Source organism: Antrihabitans spumae (assembly GCF_043944905.1).
Taxonomy (GTDB): Bacteria; Actinomycetota; Actinomycetes; order Mycobacteriales; family Mycobacteriaceae; genus Antrihabitans; species Antrihabitans spumae.
The window spans coordinates 80385-99064 of sequence record NZ_JBIMSN010000072.1 but is presented as its reverse complement, the minus strand read 5'-3'; the positions used below and the strand labels follow the sequence as shown (position 1 = coordinate 99064).

Below are 18680 nucleotides of genomic sequence, written 5' to 3'. Positions count from 1 at the left end.
GTTCGATTGCCAATAACCTTGCACGACGAGAGAACACCCGCGGGCGAAGCAAGTCGGGGTGCACCACGCCAGTGACGTGAGTGCGCAGGCGCTTCGGAGGAGAAGGAATGGACGAGACTTTCGATGACTACCTCGACGACAACGGGAATATTTTCATTCCCGAGGGTCGTACGCTGGTAGACCACGTCGAGAAGCACACCCGCGCCGACGCACACGATTTGGCGTACCGGTACATCGACTATTCCCGTGAACGCGACGGGGAAGCGCACGAGCTGACCTGGGTTCAATTCGGCACCCGTCTGCGTGCGGTGGCCGCTCGTTTGCAGCAGGTGACCAAGCCTGGCGACCGTGTCGCCGTGCTCGCACCGCAGGGACTCGACTACGTCATCTCTTTCTTCGCCGCTATCTATGCCGGAACGATCGCCGTGCCGCTGTTCGATCCGGACGAGCCGGGTCACACCGACCGCCTGCATGCCGTTCTCGGTGACTGCGAACCAGCGGCGATCCTCACGGCTACCTCCTCGGCCGCAGGAGTTCGCCAGTTCTTCCGTGCTCTGCCTGCCGCGCAGCGTCCGCGCATCATCGCGGTCGACGCGATCCCCGACAGTGTCGGTGAAACGTGGGTTCGCCCCGACATCAAGGTCGACGACATCGCGTACCTGCAGTACACGTCGGGGTCGACGCGAACGCCTGCAGGCGTGGAGATCACGCACCGGGCCGTCGGTACGAACTTGCTGCAGATGATCGACGCACTCGAACTCACCGAAGACTCCCGCGGTGTCACCTGGTTGCCCCTGTTCCACGACATGGGCCTGCTGACCGTGATCATCCCCGCGGTCGGTGGCAAATACATCACGATCATGTCGCCGAGCGCGTTCGTGCGCCGGCCTTACCGCTGGATCAAGGAACTGGCCGCCGCGAACGACGGCGCCGGAACGTTTGCCGCCGCGCCGAACTTCGCATTCGAGCACGCCGCTGTCCGCGGACTTCCGAAGCCGGGCGAAACCCTCGACCTCAGCAACGTGATCGGCCTCATCAACGGCAGCGAGCCGGTGACGACGTCGTCGATGCGCAAGTTCAACGACGCATTTGCGCCGTACGGGCTGCCGAAGACCGCAATCAAGCCGTGCTACGGCATGGCCGAGGCAACCCTGTTCGTCTCCGCAACCAAGCACGAGGACGAAGCCAAGGTCATCTATGTCGACCGCGGCGAACTCAACGCCGGCGTCATCGTCAAGGTTGAACCGGGCACGGAGAACGCGATACCGCAGGTCTCGTGCGGCTATGTCGGACGCAGTCAGTGGGCTGTGATCGTCGACCCGGAAACAGGCGCCGAACAAGCCGACGACCATGTCGGCGAAATCTGGTTGCACGGCGCCAACATGGGCATCGGTTACTGGGGTCGCACCGAAGAGACGGTCGAAACCTTCAAGAACACGATCGCAACCCCGCTCGCCGAGGGCAGCCATTCAGACGGCGCGCCCGACGACGCGACATGGATGCGGACCGGCGACTTCGGCGTGTACGTGGACGGCGAGCTGTACATCACCGGTCGCGTCAAGGACCTGGTGATTGTCGACGGTCGCAATCACTACCCGCAGGACCTCGAGTACTCCGCACAGGAGGCGAGCACAGCACTACGCCCAGGCTTCATCGCGGCGTTCGCTGTCCCTGCCAACCAGCTGCCGCCTGTCGTGTTCGAACACAGCAGCCATTCGGGCTTGAAGTTCGATCCGGACGACAGCTCGGAACAGCTCGTCGTCGTCGCCGAACGTGGACCGGGCGCTGGCAAAGCCGATCCGCAGCCGATCGCGGACACCGTCCGCGCGGCCATTGCGACTCGGCACGGTGTCACCGTGCGTGACGTTCTGTTGGTGCCCGCGGGAAGCATTCCTCGCACATCCAGCGGAAAGATTGCGCGTCGCGCATGCAAATCGGCGTACCTCGAAGGAACTCTCCGCGGTGGATACACCCAGACAGCCTTCCCGGACGCCGCTAACGATTAGCTTCTACGGGCGGGTAACTTGGTGGATCTGATGACTGAACAAGAACACACGCCCTCAGACAGTGTTGGCGCTAGCTCGGACGGCGCGGTTGCGAAAGGCTCGGCTGCACAGAGCCTGGAAGTACACGGTTCGGACGGCGCAGAGCTGACCGTCGCCGAACTGCGCACCTGGCTACGCAACTGGGTCGCACAGGCGACCGGGCAACCAGCGGAGAACATTGCCGACGACCGGCCGATGGAAGAATTCGGCCTGTCCTCGCGTGACGCCATCGCGTTGGGTGGTGAAGTCGAAGACCTGACCGGTGTGATGCTGACCGCGACGGTTGTGTACCAGCACCCGACGATCGCGTCGCTCGCGTCGCGCATCATCGAGGGCGAGCCGGATGCGCCGGAAGAGTCGAACGACGACTCCGTCTACACGTCTGCGGTCCCGGCCGGAGAGTCGCACGATATCGCGATCGTCGGCCTGTCGACCCGCTTCCCACACGCGGGCACGACGCCCGAGCAGACGTGGGAGTTTTTGATCAACGGCGGTGACGCAATCACCGAACTGCCGGAGGGTCGGTGGCAGGAGTTCACGTCCGATCCCGAGGTCGCGGCGCAGGTTGCGAAGGCGAACACCCGCGGCGGCTACCTCGACGACATCAAGGGCTTCGATGCGGAGTTCTTCGCCATGTCGCCCACCGAGGTCGAGAAGGTCGATCCGCAGCAACGCCTCGCGCTCGAACTGACGTGGGAGGCCTTGGAGCACGCGCGGATTCCCGCAAGCAGCCTCAAGGGCACACCCGTCGGTGTGTTCATCGGCAGTTCGTCGCACGACTTCACGATGCTTGCCGCGATCGACCCCAACAACGGGTCGACGCCGTACGGACTGACCGGCGCAGCGTCGTCGATCATCGCGAACCGTGTCTCCTACTTCTACGACTTTCGCGGCCCGTCCGTCGCGGTCGACACCGCATGCTCGTCGACGCTGGTTGCCGTTCATCAGGCGGTCCGTGCGTTGCGCAGCGGTGACGCCGATCTCGCGCTCGCGGGCGGCACCAACACTCTGCTCGCCCCGCTCGTCACCCTCGGGTTCGATTCGGTCGGCGCGGTCGCCAAAGACGGCAAGATCAAGGCCTTCTCGTCGGACGCCGACGGCATGGTTCGCTCCGAAGGTGGCGGACTCGTCGTACTCAAACGGCTCGAAGACGCCGAGCGTGACGGCGACCCGATTCTCGCGGTGATTGCAGGTTCCGCGGTCAACTCCGACGGCCGCTCCAACGGCCTGCTCGCGCCGAACCCGGACGCCCAGGCCGATGTGCTGCGTCGCGCCTACCGTGATGCCGGTATCGCGCCGTCGGGCGTCGACTATGTCGATGCGCACGGCACCGGCACCATCCTCGGCGACCCGATCGAGGCGGACGCCCTTGCACGCGTCGTCGGTCGTGGTCGTGACGACGACAAGCCGATGTTGCTCGGCTCGGCGAAGACCAACTTCGGGCATCTCGAGTCCGCAGCCGGCGCCGCAAGCCTGACGAAGGTTGTCATGGCGATGCAGGAGAACAAGATTCCTGCCTCGATCAACTACGCGGGTCCGAACCCGTACATCCCGTTCGAGAAGGCCCACCTCGAGGTTGTCACCGAACCGACCGATTGGCCGCGTTACACGGGCACTGCCGTCGCAGGGGTATCGGGCTTCGGGTTCGGTGGCACCAACGCGCACGTCGTGCTCAAGGAGTACATCCCGGCTGTCGTGGACGCCGAGGTCTCGGACGAGGGTGCCCCCGACGCCATCGAGGAGGGTCAAGGTGCCCCCGACGCCGCGGTCGATGACGTTCGCGAGCCGTTGCCGGTCGTTCTCGTGCTGTCCGCTTACCTGCCGTCACGTCGCCGTCGCGCGGCTGCCGACCTTGCCGACTGGCTCGAATCCGACGCCGGTGCGAACACCCCGCTCGAAGATGTCGGCCGCGCGCTCGCAAAACGTAATCACGGTCGTACCAGGGCCGTTGTGCTCGCGCGGACCCACGCCGAGGCGGTCACGGGCTTCCGGGCAGTCGCTGCTGGCAAGCTCGCGCAGGGCGTCTATTCGGCCGACTCACCCGCGACACAGGGTGCGGTCTGGGTGCTGTCCGGCTTCGGTGCGCAGCACCGCAAGATGGCCAAGGACCTCTACCTCGCCAACGCCGTGTTCGCGAAGGCGATCGACGAGGTCGACGAACTGATCCTCGACGAGGCCGGCTACTCCGTGAAGGAGATGTACCTCGACGACGCACAGGACTGGGACGTCGGCACGTCGCAGGTCGGCATCTTCGGTATCCAGATCGGCCTCGCCGCACTGCTTCGCCATCACGGTGCCGAGCCGTCAGCGGTCGTCGGGCATTCGCTCGGTGAGGTCGCGGGTGCGTACATCGCCGGTGGGCTCGCGCTCGAAGACGCCGTCCGCGTGATCTGCGCGCGGTCGCGACTGATGGGCGAAGGCGAGTCGATGCTGTCTGGCGACGCAATTCGCCGAATGGCTCTGGTCGAATACAGCGCCGAGGAGATCGTCGGCGTGCTCAGCGAGTACCCGGACCTCGAGGTTGCCGTCTACGCGGCCCCGACCCATACGGTCATCGGTGGTCCGGAGCCGCAGGTCGAGGCCATCATGGCCCAGGCCGAGGCCGCCGGAAAGATGAACCGTCTGCTGCAGACGAAGGGCGCCGGTCACACGTCGCAGATGGACCCGCTGCTCGGTGAGCTCGCCGCCGAACTGGCAGGCATCGAGCCGACCAAGCTGAAGCACGGCGTCTATTCGACCGTCGACAAGGAGACGTACTACCGTCCCGGTCACGAGGCGATTCACGGAGTCGACTACTGGGTCAAGAACATGCGCCACAGCGTGTACTTCACCAATGCGGTCAAGCAGGCCGTCGACACCGGACACACCACGTTCCTCGAGCTTGCGCCCAATCCTGTCGCGCTGATGCAGGTTGCGGCAACAACGTTTGCCGCAGGACTGCACAATCCGCAGCTGATCGGCACGCTCAAGCGCAAGGAAGACGAACAACTCGGTGTGCTGATGGCACTCGCTCAGCTCTACGTACACGGGCACAACGTCGACATCGACACGCTGTTCACTCCAGGCGACTACGCGGACATCCCACGGACGGCATTCATCCGCAAGCCGTACTGGATCGATGCGCGCCTGAACAGCAGTGGCAACTCTCGGATCCCAGGTGCGCACGTCGCGCTGCCCGATGGTCGTCACGTCTGGGAGATCGATGCGACTGCCGCGACCGACCTCGCCGCGCTGGTGACAGCCGCTGCGAAACAGGTACTTTCGGACGTAGCACTCGGTGCCTCGATCGCGCACGGTGTCGTCCCGACCGTGGGAACCCTGACGACGACGCTCAACCCGCACCCCGGTGGCGCATCGATTCAGGTGCACGCCAAGCAGGGTTCGGCGTTCACGCTGCTGTTCGACGCGGTCGTCACCTCCGGTGCGGAGTTGCCGCAGCCGGTTGTCGCCGCACCCGTTGCCGTTGTGGAAGAGGCAGACCCGGAAGCTCTGCCCGAGGTCGTCGAAACCTTTGGTGAGCGTTGGGATCCCAACGGCACCCAGACGTTGGAAGACCGGCTTGCGTTCATCGTCGCGGAGTCGATGGGCTATGCGCCCGAAGACATTCCGGTCGAGATTCCGCTGATCGAGCTCGGCCTCGACTCCCTGATGGGTGTTCGCATCAAGAACCGCGTCGAGTACGAATTCGACATCCCGCAGTTGCAACTGCAGGTGGTCCGCGACGCGAACCTCATGGAGGTCGCGAAGTACCTGCGTTACGCGGTCGACAACCGCGAAGAGGTCCAGGCGCTCGCCGACAAGCAGGCAGCGGAGAAGGCGGCGGCGGATGCTGCGGCCGACGGTGCCGTGGTCGAGGGTGCTGTGGTCGAGAGTGCTGAAGCCGAGGGTCCGGTCGTCCTGGATGCGGCTGGCGAACCCGTGCTCGCCGTCGAGGACACCACGGTCCTCGCCGAAGCCGAGGCGATCGTCAAGGACGCTGCCCCGGAACCTGCTGCGCCTGCGGCAGCGCTCGGTGGCAAGCAGGCGACGGCGGACGCAGCCGGTTCTGACGTGCCGCCGCGCGATGCTGCCGAACGGTTGGCCTACGCGACCTGGGCCGTTGTCACGGGCGAGTCCGCCAAGGGCATCTTCAACACCTTGCCGGTGCTCGACGACGAGACGGGCGAAAAGCTCGCCGCCCGGTTGTCCGAGCGGGCGAAGGGCGAGATCACCCTCGACGACGTTCTCGACGCCGAGAACATCGAAGCACTTGCCGACGTGATTCGACCGCACCTCGAAGGTGGCATCGACGGGATCGTGCGCACTCTCCGGGCTCGTCCCGAAGGTGCGACGACCACACCGGTGTTCGTGTTCCACCCGTCCGGCGGATCGACGGTCGCCTACGAGCCATTGCTCAAGCGGTTGCCTGCCGACACCCCGATGTACGGCTTCGAACGTGTCGAAGGTGAGATCGAAGACCGTGCGCGGCAGTACATTCCGGAGCTGCGCAAGATTCAGGGTGACGGTCCGTACGTGCTGTACGGCTGGTCGCTCGGAGCCGTGCTTGCCTTCGCGGTCGCCAAGCTGCTGCGCGCAGAAGGTGCCGACGTCCGCTTGGTCGGCATGATCGACCTCGCGCTGCCCGCCAACCCGCCCGCAGACGGTCCCGAAGAGTCGAAGGCCCGGCTGGAGCGGTACACGGCATTCGCGAAGACGACCTACGGCGTCGACGCTCCGTTGCCGATGGACAAACTCGCCGGTGCCAGCGAAGAAGAGCAGATCCGGATCGTCATGGATCTGGTCAAGGTCAGTGGCGTCAAGATTCCAGGCGGCGTAATCGAACATCAGCGGACGTCGTTCATCGACAGCCGAGCGCTCGCCAACGCACAACCGTCGAACTACGACGGCGACGTTGTTCTCTACCTCGCCGAGCGCTACCACGACGGCATGATCGAGCTCGAGCCCGCGTACAAGCATCGTGCACCTCAGGGCGGTTGGGGTCCGTACTTGCCGAAGCTGGAGGTCGTCGAGGTCGGCGGCGATCACATCCAGATCATCGACGAGCCGTACATCGCGAAGATCGGTAAGCACCTCACCGACAAGCTCGTCACCATCTCGAAGGGGAACTGACTCAGTGAGCACTACGGCCGAGAAGCTCGCCGAACTGCGTAGACGGATGGCTCTCTCCCAGGAGCCCGCCGGTGAGGCCGGTGCCGCCAAGCGCGCCAAGAAGGGCATCCCCAGCGCGCGTGAGCGCATCAACATGCTGATGGATCCGGGCACGTTCGTCGAGATCGGCGCACTGGTCCGGCAGTCGAGCGACCCGAAGGCGCTGTACGGCGACGGCGTCGTCACCGGTCACGGACTCGTCGAGGGTCGTCCCGTTGCCGTCTTCTCCCACGATCAGACGGTGTTCGGCGGTTCGGTCGGCGAGATGTTCGGTCGCAAGGTCTCTGCGATCCTCGAGTTCGCAGCGAAGATCGGTTGCCCTGTTGTCGGTATCAACGACTCCGGCGGCGCGCGCATCCAGGACGCCGTGACATCGCTCGCCTGGTACGCCGAGATGAGCCGTAGGCACGAACCGCTGCTCGGCGTCGTTCCGCAGGTCTCGATGATTCTCGGCAAATGCGCAGGTGGCGCTGTGTATGCGCCGATCACCGGTACCGAGACGCTCGTCGCGACCGAAGACTCGTACATGTTCGTCACCGGCCCCAACGTCATTCGTGACGTCATGGGTGAGGACGTCACTCTCGAAGAACTCGGCGGCGCTCGGAATCAGATGGAGTACGGCAACCTGCACCACGTTGCTGTCGACGAGAAGGCCGCATTCGAGTGGGTGCGCGCCTACCTCGGCTTCCTGCCGTCGAGCTGCCAGGAGCAGGCACCGATCGTCAATCCCGGCCTGGAGCCTGAGGTGACGGCGAGCGACCTCGAACTCGACTCGATCATCCCGGATGCAGACAACGCCGGGTACGACATGCACGACATCCTGCTCCGCATCTTCGACGACGGCGACTTCCACGAGGTCGGCGCAGACGTTGCACGGAACATGATCACCGGCTTCTCGCGGGTGGACGGTCGTACGGTCGGCGTCGTTGCGAGCCAGCCGCTTGTCCTCAGTGGTGCGATCGATGCGCGGTGCTCGGACAAGGCCGCTCGCTTCGTCCGCATCTGCGATGCCTACGAGATCCCGCTTGTCTTCGTCGTCGATACGCCAGGTGTGCTGCCCGGCGTCGAAGAAGAGAAGATTGGCGTCATCCGTCGTGGCGGCCGCTTCTTCTTCGCGGTCGTCGAGTCGACGGTCCCGAAGGTGACGATCATCGTGCGCAAGGCCTACGGCGGCGCGTACGCGGTGATGGGTTCGAAGCAACTCGGCACCGACCTCAACTTCGCCTGGCCGACGGCTCGCATCGCGGTGATGGGCGCCGAGAGTGCGGTCAGCATCCTCTTCCGTCGCCAGGTCCAGGAGGCGGGCGAAAACGGTCCGACCGTGCGCAAGAACTTGATCGACTACTACAACGCCACCATCCCGACCCCATGGGTTGCGGCCGAACGTGGCTACATCGATGCCGTCATCGAGCCGTCGCAGACACGTCTGGAACTGCGTAAGGCGCTGAAGTTGCTGCGCGACAAGCAGGTTGCGCGGATGCCGCGCAAGCATCGTTTGATGCCGATCTAGCAGCAACCCCCGGAGCGAGGGGCACCTTCACGTCGTCCTGCGGCGTGAATGGTCCCCTCATCCGCTGAGGCGGACGTCCGGACGTGGACGTTGCGTGCCGAGACGATAGTTCGCGGTTAGGTCGCTGATCACGAGTCGAGGATTGGTTCGCAGCTGATTCGGCAGGGTCTCGACGACGATGATGCCGAGCTTCTGCATTCGAGCCCTTCGCAATATCGTCTTCTCGTGGTCCTGCACCGTCAGATGGTGCTGCAGGGAGTCGATCTCCCAGGCCAGACCGACATCGTCGAGCCAACCGTCCGGGCACGCGACGAAGTTGCCGTTCGAGTCCTCGATCGGCCGATTGAACACCATCGGTGGCAGGCCGGAGGTCGAGTAGACACGTTGCGCCAACAGTTCTGCCACGGAGTGCGCACCTCCGCCGAGCTCTTCGATGACTCGTCGAGGTAGGGCGGTGCCGCGTGTCGTGGATTCTGCAAGCTCGATCGCCAGTTCCTCGACGGACACGTCGCCGCGCTGCACTACTTCGGCGAGCAAGGAACGACAACCGTCGAGCTTCGTCGTTCGCCGGCCCGCATCGACGGCACACCTGACGAGGGTCGCCGTGCGCAAACCACCCCTCGCCACAACTGCAGGCATTCGGCGGGTCCGCTCCACCGCGACGAACGAAGTCGAGGAACGGCGTTCGTCGTGCGGTATCAGCACGTCCACCGTGCCAGTCGAGCTCCAGCGGGCGAAACCGTGCGCAGCCAGTCCCGCGTGAGCAGTGAGTACGGCGTGGTCGCGCGCGTACAGGATTGCGCCGACTGACCTCTCGCGGTTGCTCGGAATCGAATTGTGCAGCAGAACGATGCCGGGGAGCAGGCGCTGCCACGGACCGCCCGGCGCGCATCTGCGCCCGACCGCTCCGTCTCCGACTCCGATCGCAGCCAGCTGCCCGACTGTGATGACCCCGTTTGTGCTTGCCTGCGCGACCAGCGTGTGATCGTGTGCCCATGTTCCCCGCCGCATCAGGTCACTGTGCCGTATGCAAGGAGTGGCCCTGCCCGCGCGACCTGGGGAGACGGTGAGCCTGTGGATAACTTTTGAACCAGATTCCGCGGAGTGAATGTGCCCCTGACCTCATTCGATGGCGGCAGTGGCCCCCTCGCACCGCCAGGTCACGCCAGAATTGCGCTACACAGCGATTGACCCAACCACGCTTCGTAATCGTCCGCGGACCAACCCCGGCGACCGGTCAGCAGCTCCCATACCTCGACGCTGTTGAGGGTCCAGACGATGTCCGCTGCTCGCTCGATGCTCAGCTCGCTGCGTAGCGCTCCCAACTCGTTCATGCGGCGGGCGACCATCGTTGCGCCGACGAGCCGTTCGCCGTCGATGGTCTTCAGGTGTGCGACGAGGTCGGCGTCTCCAGCGCCTGCACCGGCGGTCACGGCGACCAACAACGGACCCAAGCGCTCCATCAACTCGACACCGAGTCGGGCGTAGGCATGGAGAAACCGGGCGGGATCGGGGTCGGCGTACATGGCGACGACGTGTGGACGCTCGGCGAGCGGGATCGGCAAATCGTCGCCGACGAGACGCACGTCGTAGATCCGCTTGAGCAACGCGGCCTTCGAGCCGAACGTGTTGTAGACGGTCTGCGTCGACACCTGCGCGGCCTTCGCGATCTGCGCCATTGTCGTTGCACCGTAACCACATTCGATGAACATCCTGTAGCCGGCTTCGATGATTCGGCGCTGCGTCAACGCCGTTTGTTCGGCGCGCAGTGGGCTGACGTAGGAGCGGGCGTCGGACTCGGGCGAATTCATTTGAACCACACTCAATCGATTTGCGTATGTCTCCAAGAGAGTACGAGCCCCAGAGGAGACAACACAATGGCAACCTTTCTGTTCGCATCCGTTCCGATCCAGGCCCACACCATGAACCCGCTCCCGATCGCTGCACGACTGATCGAACGCGGCCACGGAGTGCTCTGGTATTCCGGCAAGACATTCCACGATCGCATCGCCGCAATCGGGGCCACGCCACTGCCCTACGTCGAGGCGGAGGACTTCAGCGGCCACGACATCTTCGAGTACTTCCCGGAATTCATCGGCATGTCGGGGGCGAAGCAGATCGGCCTCGCATTCGACCGGATCTTCGTCGGACAGGCACCGCACCGTGTCGCCGACCTCCGAGCGATCATCGCAGCGGAACGCAATGAAGGACGATCGGTCGACGCGATGCTGACCGAAGGCCTCAGCTACGGCGTCGGCATGGTGTCCGAGCTCGAAGGGATCCCGTGGGCCACCTTCGCCGACGGACCCCTTCCGTACGCCGACGCAGACACGCCACCGTTCGGACCCGGCATGATGCCGATGGCCGGGCCGATCGGACGACTACGCAACCGACTCGTCCGCACGGTCACCGCAAAGGTGATCTTCAAGAACGCCCAACGGACCTACGACGCCATCCGCGCCGACCTCGGTCTGCCACGTGACCCCAACTCCGCGTTGGACTCCGTCGCGTCGCCGATGCTGCACATGCAGGGCTGCACACCGGGATTCGAGTATCCCCACGCCGACCTGCCCTCGCACATCCACTGGATCGGTGCACTGAAGCCGGACCCGACCAAGGGCTGGGTCGAGCCGAATTGGTGGTCCGACCTCGGGGCCGACCACAAACCAGTCGTGCACGTGACCCAGGGCAGTCTGCGACCCGATATGTCCGAGCTCGTTGTTCCTGCCCTCCGCGCGCTCGCGGAAGAGAACGTTCGTGTGATCGTGACGACGGGTGGACCGAGCCGGGCAGCAGTGGAGACCGCCTACGGCCAAGCGCTGCCCGCCAACTGCATTGTCGAGCAATGGATTCCGTACGACGAGATCCTGAACAAGGCCGACGTCTTCGTCACCAACGGTGGCTACACGGGCGTCACGTTGGCGTTGTCGCACGGTGTCCCGATCGTGCAGGCGGGCACAACCGAGGAGAAGGCGGAGATCGCCGCGCGCATCCAGTGGTCCGGTGTCGGGTTGCGCCTCGGCAAGACGGGCCCGGCGCCGGAGAAGGTACGCGTCGCGGTCCGCAGAGTGCTGGACGAGCCAGGATTCCGCGACGCAGCCCGAAAAGTGCAGGCCGAGATGGCAACCCACGATTCGAGCAGGGAAGCCGCCGACCTGCTCGAGAAACTGGCGAGCTGAACGGAGCGAGGGCGCCCCTGACGCCGCTCGATAGCGTCAGGGGCGCCCTCACGCCACCAAATCAGAACACCCGCAACCTGCCCGGCGACCAGAAGCCGGACCGTGTCGCCTCACCCGTATCGAGTTGGGCGGGTTGCGAAGTCGGGTAGTAGCGGTCGTAGCGCTCGAGTGAACCCCAGTCCCTGCTCCAGTCGTCGCGCAGGTACGTCGGCATCGTCACGGCCATGGCCAGCATCTCGGTGAACCCGAGCGGACCGCCGTTCTCCGCGGCTTGCCACGTGTCGGTCGAACTGACCGCCAGCGGACGGTCGGGCAGGATGCGGTAGCCGGGAACCTCCGCGACGCCGTTCTTGTGATAGTACGGCCGCTGGCACGGGAACTGCAGACCGACCGCCCAGTCGAGCAGTACGGGCTGCTCGGACCCGATGACGTCGTTGAGCGAAGCCAACTTCGGCACCCGCGGCGGCGTGAATGCCAGCCACTGGTCGCCGATCAGGATCGGGTCGTTTGCGACGATGCGGACCACGTCGGCGTCGGCTGGCAGTTCGTCGAGCGGGACCCGCAGGTTGCGCCACGACGGTGCCGGACCGATGTCTTTAGGCAGGTACTCGCCCTGCAGCTGGACCGTGCCGTCCGGCAACCGGTGACCGTACTCGACCTTCAGCGACTGGCCGTAGTTCATGGCTCCGGTCGCGTCGATCGAGAAGATGCGACCCGCGGCGGATATGACGACGAGCGGAGCGTCGTCCGAGCGTGCGGGTAGTTGGTACCAGCTGGAGACGACGGACGCAGGCTCCTGTACGCCGGCCTGGTAGCTACCGAGTACCGGCGTGGTCGCGGGGTTGAGGCCGAACGGCAGCTTCGCCGTACCGCCGTTGACGCCGCGAGCTCCCGTACCACCACCGGTGCCTGCACCTTCGCCGGTCTCGAACGCCGGACCCACACTTTGGGTGTCCGTGTTACCCATGCCGGGCTTGACCTCGACGAAGTCGGCGGAGAGGTCCTCGGGAATGCCGTTGGGCGAGAACCCGACCGGGAGTCCGCCCGCGAGTGGATCGCTCGGATCCTTCGGTGGATTGGCAGGGTCGACGAGCGGGGTGAGGTTGCCGGAGTTGGGGTCGGATTCGACGAGGACGTCGTTGGCGAGTCCGCAGGAGTTGCCGATGATCGCGTCGTAGTTGGATCTGGCGATCGAGTACGCAGGGTATTGCGCGACAGCACCTTTCGCGAGCGAAAGCACTTCGAACAGCACCATCGCACCGGCGAGAACGGTCAGTGGAGCGGCAGCGAACTTTCTGATCCGCCGACCACGTGCAGTCGCTGCGGAAGCCTGCGGTTTCGCGAAGCCTTCGCGCAGGTAGTGCCAGGCGACGAGGACCAACGCGAGACCGAACAGGCCGAGGAACGCGGTGTTGGATTCTTGCCCGCCGAGTTGGACGCGCTTGTCGAACCACGGGACGCCGTAGGAGGACACGTACCAGTAGGCATTCCAGCCGGAGAACGACAGTGCCATCACGAACAGCAGACCTGCGGTGAACACTGTGCGATTTCTGCGCGAGCGCAGCGCACTTGCACCGACCGCAACGGCGGTCAGCGCGGCAAGCGAACCGGCAATGCCCGCGTAGGCGCCGAAGTGGTGGGTCCACTTGGTCGGGTTGAACATCATGAAGAAGATGGTTCCGAAGACGACGCCCATCAGACGCCACGCCGGACCGTTCGCGACGCCGGGAATTCGCTTGCGACGCAACAGGATGAACAGCGTCGTGAACAGGCAGAGCAGCATCACGAGGAACGCAAAGCGCCGAGACAAGGAACCGTCGGCTGTTTCGACGAAGAGGTAGTAGTAGCGAAGGAAGTCCTTGTACCACTCGAGGTTAGGGCCGATCGCCTGGCGAACTCGGTTGGCTTCCTGGATGCCTGCGAAGGTCTGGTCGTTGTAGACGACTGTGAGTACGAGCAGTCCGGCGGCAGCCATCGGCGCGAGCAGCGGCAGCGTGCCGACCTGCCGATGCCGTTTGACGATGATCCGGGTGATCGGGCGAATACCTGCGAGCAGTGCAGCCACACACATCAGGCCGGTCGGGGCGGCGGCCAGGGTGAACGCACCGACGAGGCAGGCGACAGCAGCGGGTAGCAGTCGACCGGTCGCGATCGCACGTTCGACCGAGCACCACGTCAGCAGTGCGCCGAGGGCGACGATCGGCTCCGACCGCAGACCGTTGTCGTAGGGCAGCCAGAAGGCGAGGAAGACGAAACCGCCGGTCCAGAGCGCGACGCGGTTCTGCCTGACCGCACGACCGAGGCGGGGGACCACCTCGCGGCTGATGACGAGCCAGCACAGAATGGCGGCGATCAAGGCAGGCAGACGCATCCACGGGCTCGCGGTGGAGATCTTCGCGAACATCTCGAGGACGTCGTAGTACCAGCCGAACGGTGCTTCGGGGACGCCGAACCAGCGGAAGTAGTTGGCCATGTAACCGGCATGTTCGGCGACGCGGGCCATGTTGAGCAGATAGCCGTCGTCGGAGGTGTTCGCGCCGATGAAGTGCCAGACCAGCAATACGCCGACGACGACACCATCCACAGGGGTCGGGCGCAACCAGTGCGACGGGAAGAGTCGGCGATGGCCGCGACCGTCGGTGCTGTCGAGGCGGGCGAGAGCGCCGAGTGCGATCAACGTCAGCAACGCCGCCGCGATCATCGCGAAGATCTTGAGAAACGTCGGAGTGGAGGAATAGCGCGAGTCGACGGTCATCGTGAACGACAACCCCTCCGGCGCAGCACCCGAGCGCAGGTCGGAGTAGACGCCGACCACCTGCGGCCGGAGGTCGCCCTTCAGTTCACCCTTCACCGGATCGCCCGTCGGGGTCGTCAGCCCGACGAATTCGGCCGAGGTGACGTCGATGTTCGACGAGATGGTGATGGTCGAGCACTTCGCCATGTCGGAACGCAGGGCGGACGCGACGACCGCATTTCGGTCGAGCACGTCGACGGTGGCTTCGTTGACGCGCACGAACATCGCGTTGAGCGCGGCGCCGTCACCCTGCGGAGGTGCGGTCGCCAGCAGGAATCCACCACGTTCGGGTAACTGCGCCACCGTCGAGCACGGCAGCGCCGCTTCGACGTCGATCGGCACCTGCGCCATCAGCGGTGCGTCGACGTTGCCGATGACACCGTCCTGCGGCCAGTTCAGTACTGCTGTCGTCTGGGTGACCGGCAGAAACGGTGTGGCAAGGGCGAACAAAGCGCCGAGTAGACCGGTCACCAGAGCGATCAGACGCGCGGTCCGGAAGTTGGACCGCACGTCCGTCCCCCTGGAAATGGGGGCTGGTCTTTCGGCCTGCGGGGCTTTCACGAGGTCGGGCACGGTTGCAAATGCTATACGGGCGTCAGCGAACTCGGATCGGTCCCGGCGTCCAGGTTCCGCTTCGCGTTGTCACTGTCACGCCGACCTGCGCGGGTACCGCATCCTTGTCGAACGGCGTCAACCGTTCCAGCGATCCCCAGTCCCGTCGCCAGTCGTCGTCCAGGTACGTCGGCACCGATTCGGCGGTGAGCAGCAACCCCGTCCAGCCGAGTGGACCGCCGCCGATGTTGTCCTGCCACGCGTTGGTGGAATCGGCGCCGACCCGGTCGGGCAGGATTCGGTAGTCGGGTACCTCGGCGACGCCGTCGTGGTGGTCGAACGGTCGTTGGCAGGGGAACGCCAAGCCGACCGACCAGTCGAGCAGGACCGGCTGCGACCGTCCGACGACCTCGTCGAGCGTCTGCAGATGCGGAATTCGCGGCGGGGTGACCGCAAGCCACTGATCGCTGGTGATGTCGTTGTCGACTGCGACGATCCGAACGACGTTCGCCGCGTCCGGGATCTCTGCGAGCGGCACCCGCAGGTTTCGCCACGACGGGGACGGACCGATGTCCAGCGGTGTGAGCACGCCGGTGTCGGTGACCTGACCGTCGGGGCTCCTCGTGCCGAACTCGACGAGCAGGGTCTGGCCGTAAGACAGCACGCCGTCCGCGTCGAAGGACAGAATTCGGCCCGCTGCGGTGATGACGAGGATCTTGTCGAGGCTGTTCTCGGGTGCTGGTCGGTCGAGTCCGTACCACTGCGATGTCAGCGTCGACGGCTTCTGCTCGCCCGTCTGGTAGCTACCGAGGACGGGCGTCTTCTTCGCGTCGAGGCCGAACGGCAAGCTCACACTGCTTCCGTTGATGCCTGCGTTCTCCTCGGTACCGCCACCGGTACCTGCTGCGGTCGTGTCGGTCGTCCGGCCTGGGTCGTCGGTGCGGATCGAGTTTGCAGACCCGACCGCCTTCTCCTCTTCATCCGCGGTGAGGTCGGAGGCGACGCCGTTCGGAGTGAAACCGTCACCGGTGGCACGCAGACCGTCGGCGACCGAACCGGTGACGGGTGTGAGCATCGAGGAGTTCGGATCGCTTTCGACGAGCACGTCGTCGGCCAGCCCACACGTGTTGCCTGCGAGTGAATCGAGGTTCGACTGTGCGATCGAGTACGCGGGGTACTGCGAGACAGCACCCTTCGCGAACGATGCGACCTCGAACAGGACCACGAAACCTGCAGCTATCGTCAACGGCGCCGGAGCGAATCGACGGGTCCGCGTCGTGGAGGCGGTCACGTACGGCTCCCTGAAGTGATGCCAGATCGCCAGTAGCAATAGCAGGATCGTCAAACCGAGCATGACCGTCGCAAATCCCTTGCCCGCGATGGACGGTGGCTTGTCCCACCACGGGATGCCGTAGCTCGACACGTACCACCAGCCGTTGGAGCTGGTGAAGGCAAGCGCGGTCACGAACATCACCGCAGCGGCGAACAGCGACCTGTTGCGCGGGGAGCGCATGTTCTGCGCACCGACGGCTATCGCTGCCAGTGCTGCGAGCGAACCGGCAAGACCGGCGTAGACGCCGAAATGGTGGGTCCACTTGGTCGGGGTGAACATCATGAGCAGCAGCGCGCCGAAGATGATGCCGAGGACACGCGTCGACGGTCCGCGTGCTGTGCCGGGAATGCGGCCGCCCTTACGTAGAACCTGCATGACGCAGACGATCAGGCAGAGCAGCATCACGAACATGCCGAAGCGGCGGGCGAGCGATCCGTCGGGGGAGATCGCCAGCAGCGAATCCCAGCGGTAATGTTCGTCGAACCATTTGACGTTCGGCCCGACGGCAGTGCGCACGCTCGTCGATTCGAGGACCGAGGCGAGGGTCTGGTCGGCGAACATCGCGACCAGCACGAGCGTGCCAGCGGCGAGACCCGGCGCGAGCAGGGACGCGTAGCTGCGCAGCTTTCCTATATCGGTCGCCGCACCGGCACGCTTGACGATGATCTGCAGTACCGGACGTGATCCCGCGATCAGCGCGGCAATACAGATGAGTCCCGACGGACCCGCCGCGAGCGAGAAGGCCGCGATCAGGACGGCGAACGCGCCGGGAAGCAGACGTCCGGTCGCGATTGCGCGTTCGATCGAGCACCACGTCAGCAGCGCGCCCAAGGCGATGATCGGTTCCGGACGGAGACCGTTGTTGTAGGGCAGCCAGAACGCGAGAAAGACGAGACCCGCGGTCCACAGTGCGACCTGGCTGCGTCGCACGTGGCGACCCAGCCTCGGCAGGACCTCGCGGCTGATCACCATCCAGCACAGGACACCGGCGATCAGGGCAGGCAAACGCATCCACGGGCTCGCGGTCGACACTTTCGCGAACGTCGCGAGGACGTCGTAGTACCAGCCGAACGGTGCCTCGGGGACACCGAACCAGCGGAAATAGTTGGCCATGTAACCCGAGTTGTCGGACACCCTGGCCATGTTGAGCAGGTAACCGTCGTCGGAGGTGTTGGCGCCGATGAAGTGCCACAGGCCCAGCGTGCCGATGACGACGAGGTCGACGGGCGAGACCTTCCACCACGACGAGGGCAGGAAGCGGCGCGGTTTGCGGCGGTCGGTGCCGTCGAGAACGTGTAGCGCGATCAGGGATGCGATCGTCGCGAGCACGGCGACGATCATCGCGGCGAACTTGAGAGTCGACGGGCTGGAGGAGAAGCGGGAATCGAGGTCGAGATGCATGCCGAGGCCTGCGCCCGCGGCGCTACGGACCGCATCCGGATCGAGATCGGTGAAGATGCCGACCACCTGCGGCCGGATGTCGCGTCGAACATCGGCTTTGATCGGCGGCTCGATGTTGGAAACCTCGGCGATCGCACCCGCTGGATCCGCACTGATAGTGATCGTCGACGAGTCGGGTAGTTCGGGAAGGGGCAGCGAGACGAGCGGATTGTCGCGCAGCAGTACTTCGAGCACAGGTTCCGCACCCTGCTCGCCCTTGACAACCTTGACGACGAGACCTTCGGCAGCAGCCCGACTCGACTCGTCGGGGATGGTCGAGACGACCGTTCCGCCCTCCGCGCCGAGATCTTTGACTGCCGCGGCGGGAATGGTGGCGTCGAACCGCAGTGGGGTGTACGAAATGAGCGGCGCGTCAACACTTTCCGCGCTGGCCTGGGGCCAGTCGATGCTCGCGGTGTCTTGGTCGACCGGGAGCAGGGGAGTGGCTAGGGCAAGCAGAAAGCCCAGCAGACCCGTCACGATTGCGATCAGACGGGCTGTACGAAGGCGCTTGGCATCAGGTGGCACAAGGTCAGATGGTATCGGCGGACCCTGTGCGAGCACGCAGCCCACGCTTGCAAGCCCGTGCTGGCACCGCAGCGGACCTCCGTGTTAGCACGGAAGCGCCTGGTGCAACGTTGTGCAGCCCTGTGTTCGACCGATCCCAGCGACACGAGTT

The 18680-nt window shown here is 65.0% G+C and carries 8 protein-coding genes; 4 read left to right on the top strand and 4 right to left on the bottom strand.

Annotated elements, in window-relative coordinates; all coding sequences use genetic code 11:
• Positions 1 to 107: 107 nt before the first annotated feature.
• The 3 genes from fadD32 (at position 108) to ACHIRB_RS17460 (ending at position 8703) form a co-directional block, all read left to right on the top strand.
• Positions 108 to 2006 carry a long-chain-fatty-acid--AMP ligase FadD32 gene (gene fadD32 / locus ACHIRB_RS17470; protein WP_395114041.1) on the top strand — a complete coding sequence of 633 codons (1899 nt, stop codon included), beginning with the start codon at positions 108 to 110 and terminating at the stop codon, positions 2004 to 2006.
• 144 nt (positions 2007 to 2150) lie between these two features.
• Positions 2151 to 7154: a polyketide synthase Pks13 gene (gene pks13, locus ACHIRB_RS17465; RefSeq protein WP_395124202.1), complete on the top strand. Its 5004-nt coding sequence runs from the start codon at positions 2151 to 2153 to the stop codon at positions 7152 to 7154.
• A 46-nt stretch (positions 7155 to 7200) separates the two neighbouring features.
• Entirely contained in the window at positions 7201 to 8703 is a 1503-nt protein-coding gene (locus ACHIRB_RS17460) for an acyl-CoA carboxylase subunit beta (protein WP_395124201.1), read from the top strand.
• A gap of 57 nt (positions 8704 to 8760) precedes the next feature.
• Here ACHIRB_RS17460 and ACHIRB_RS17455 read toward each other — a convergent pair whose 3' ends face one another.
• Positions 8761 to 9714 carry a hypothetical protein gene (locus tag ACHIRB_RS17455; RefSeq protein ID WP_395114040.1) on the bottom strand — a complete coding sequence of 318 codons (954 nt, stop codon included), beginning with the start codon at positions 9712 to 9714 and terminating at the stop codon, positions 8761 to 8763.
• 149 nt (positions 9715 to 9863) lie between these two features.
• Entirely contained in the window at positions 9864 to 10514 is a 651-nt protein-coding gene (locus ACHIRB_RS17450; RefSeq protein ID WP_395114039.1) for a TetR/AcrR family transcriptional regulator, read from the bottom strand.
• A gap of 66 nt (positions 10515 to 10580) precedes the next feature.
• Here ACHIRB_RS17450 and ACHIRB_RS17445 point away from each other — a divergent pair, with 66 nt between their 5' ends.
• Complete coding sequence (locus tag ACHIRB_RS17445) at positions 10581 to 11882, top strand: glycosyltransferase (protein ID WP_395114038.1); 1302 nt, start codon at positions 10581 to 10583, stop codon at positions 11880 to 11882.
• 61 nt (positions 11883 to 11943) lie between these two features.
• On the opposite strand, the gene ACHIRB_RS17440 is transcribed toward ACHIRB_RS17445, so the two are convergent.
• The gene (locus ACHIRB_RS17440; RefSeq protein ID WP_395124188.1) at positions 11944 to 15249 is read right to left on the bottom strand and encodes an arabinosyltransferase domain-containing protein; all 3306 of its coding nucleotides are present in this window, start codon (positions 15247 to 15249) and stop codon (positions 11944 to 11946) included.
• A 22-nt stretch (positions 15250 to 15271) separates the two neighbouring features.
• Positions 15272 to 18544: an arabinosyltransferase domain-containing protein gene (locus ACHIRB_RS17435; RefSeq protein WP_395124200.1), complete on the bottom strand. Its 3273-nt coding sequence runs from the start codon at positions 18542 to 18544 to the stop codon at positions 15272 to 15274.
• Positions 18545 to 18680 lie beyond the last annotated feature (136 nt).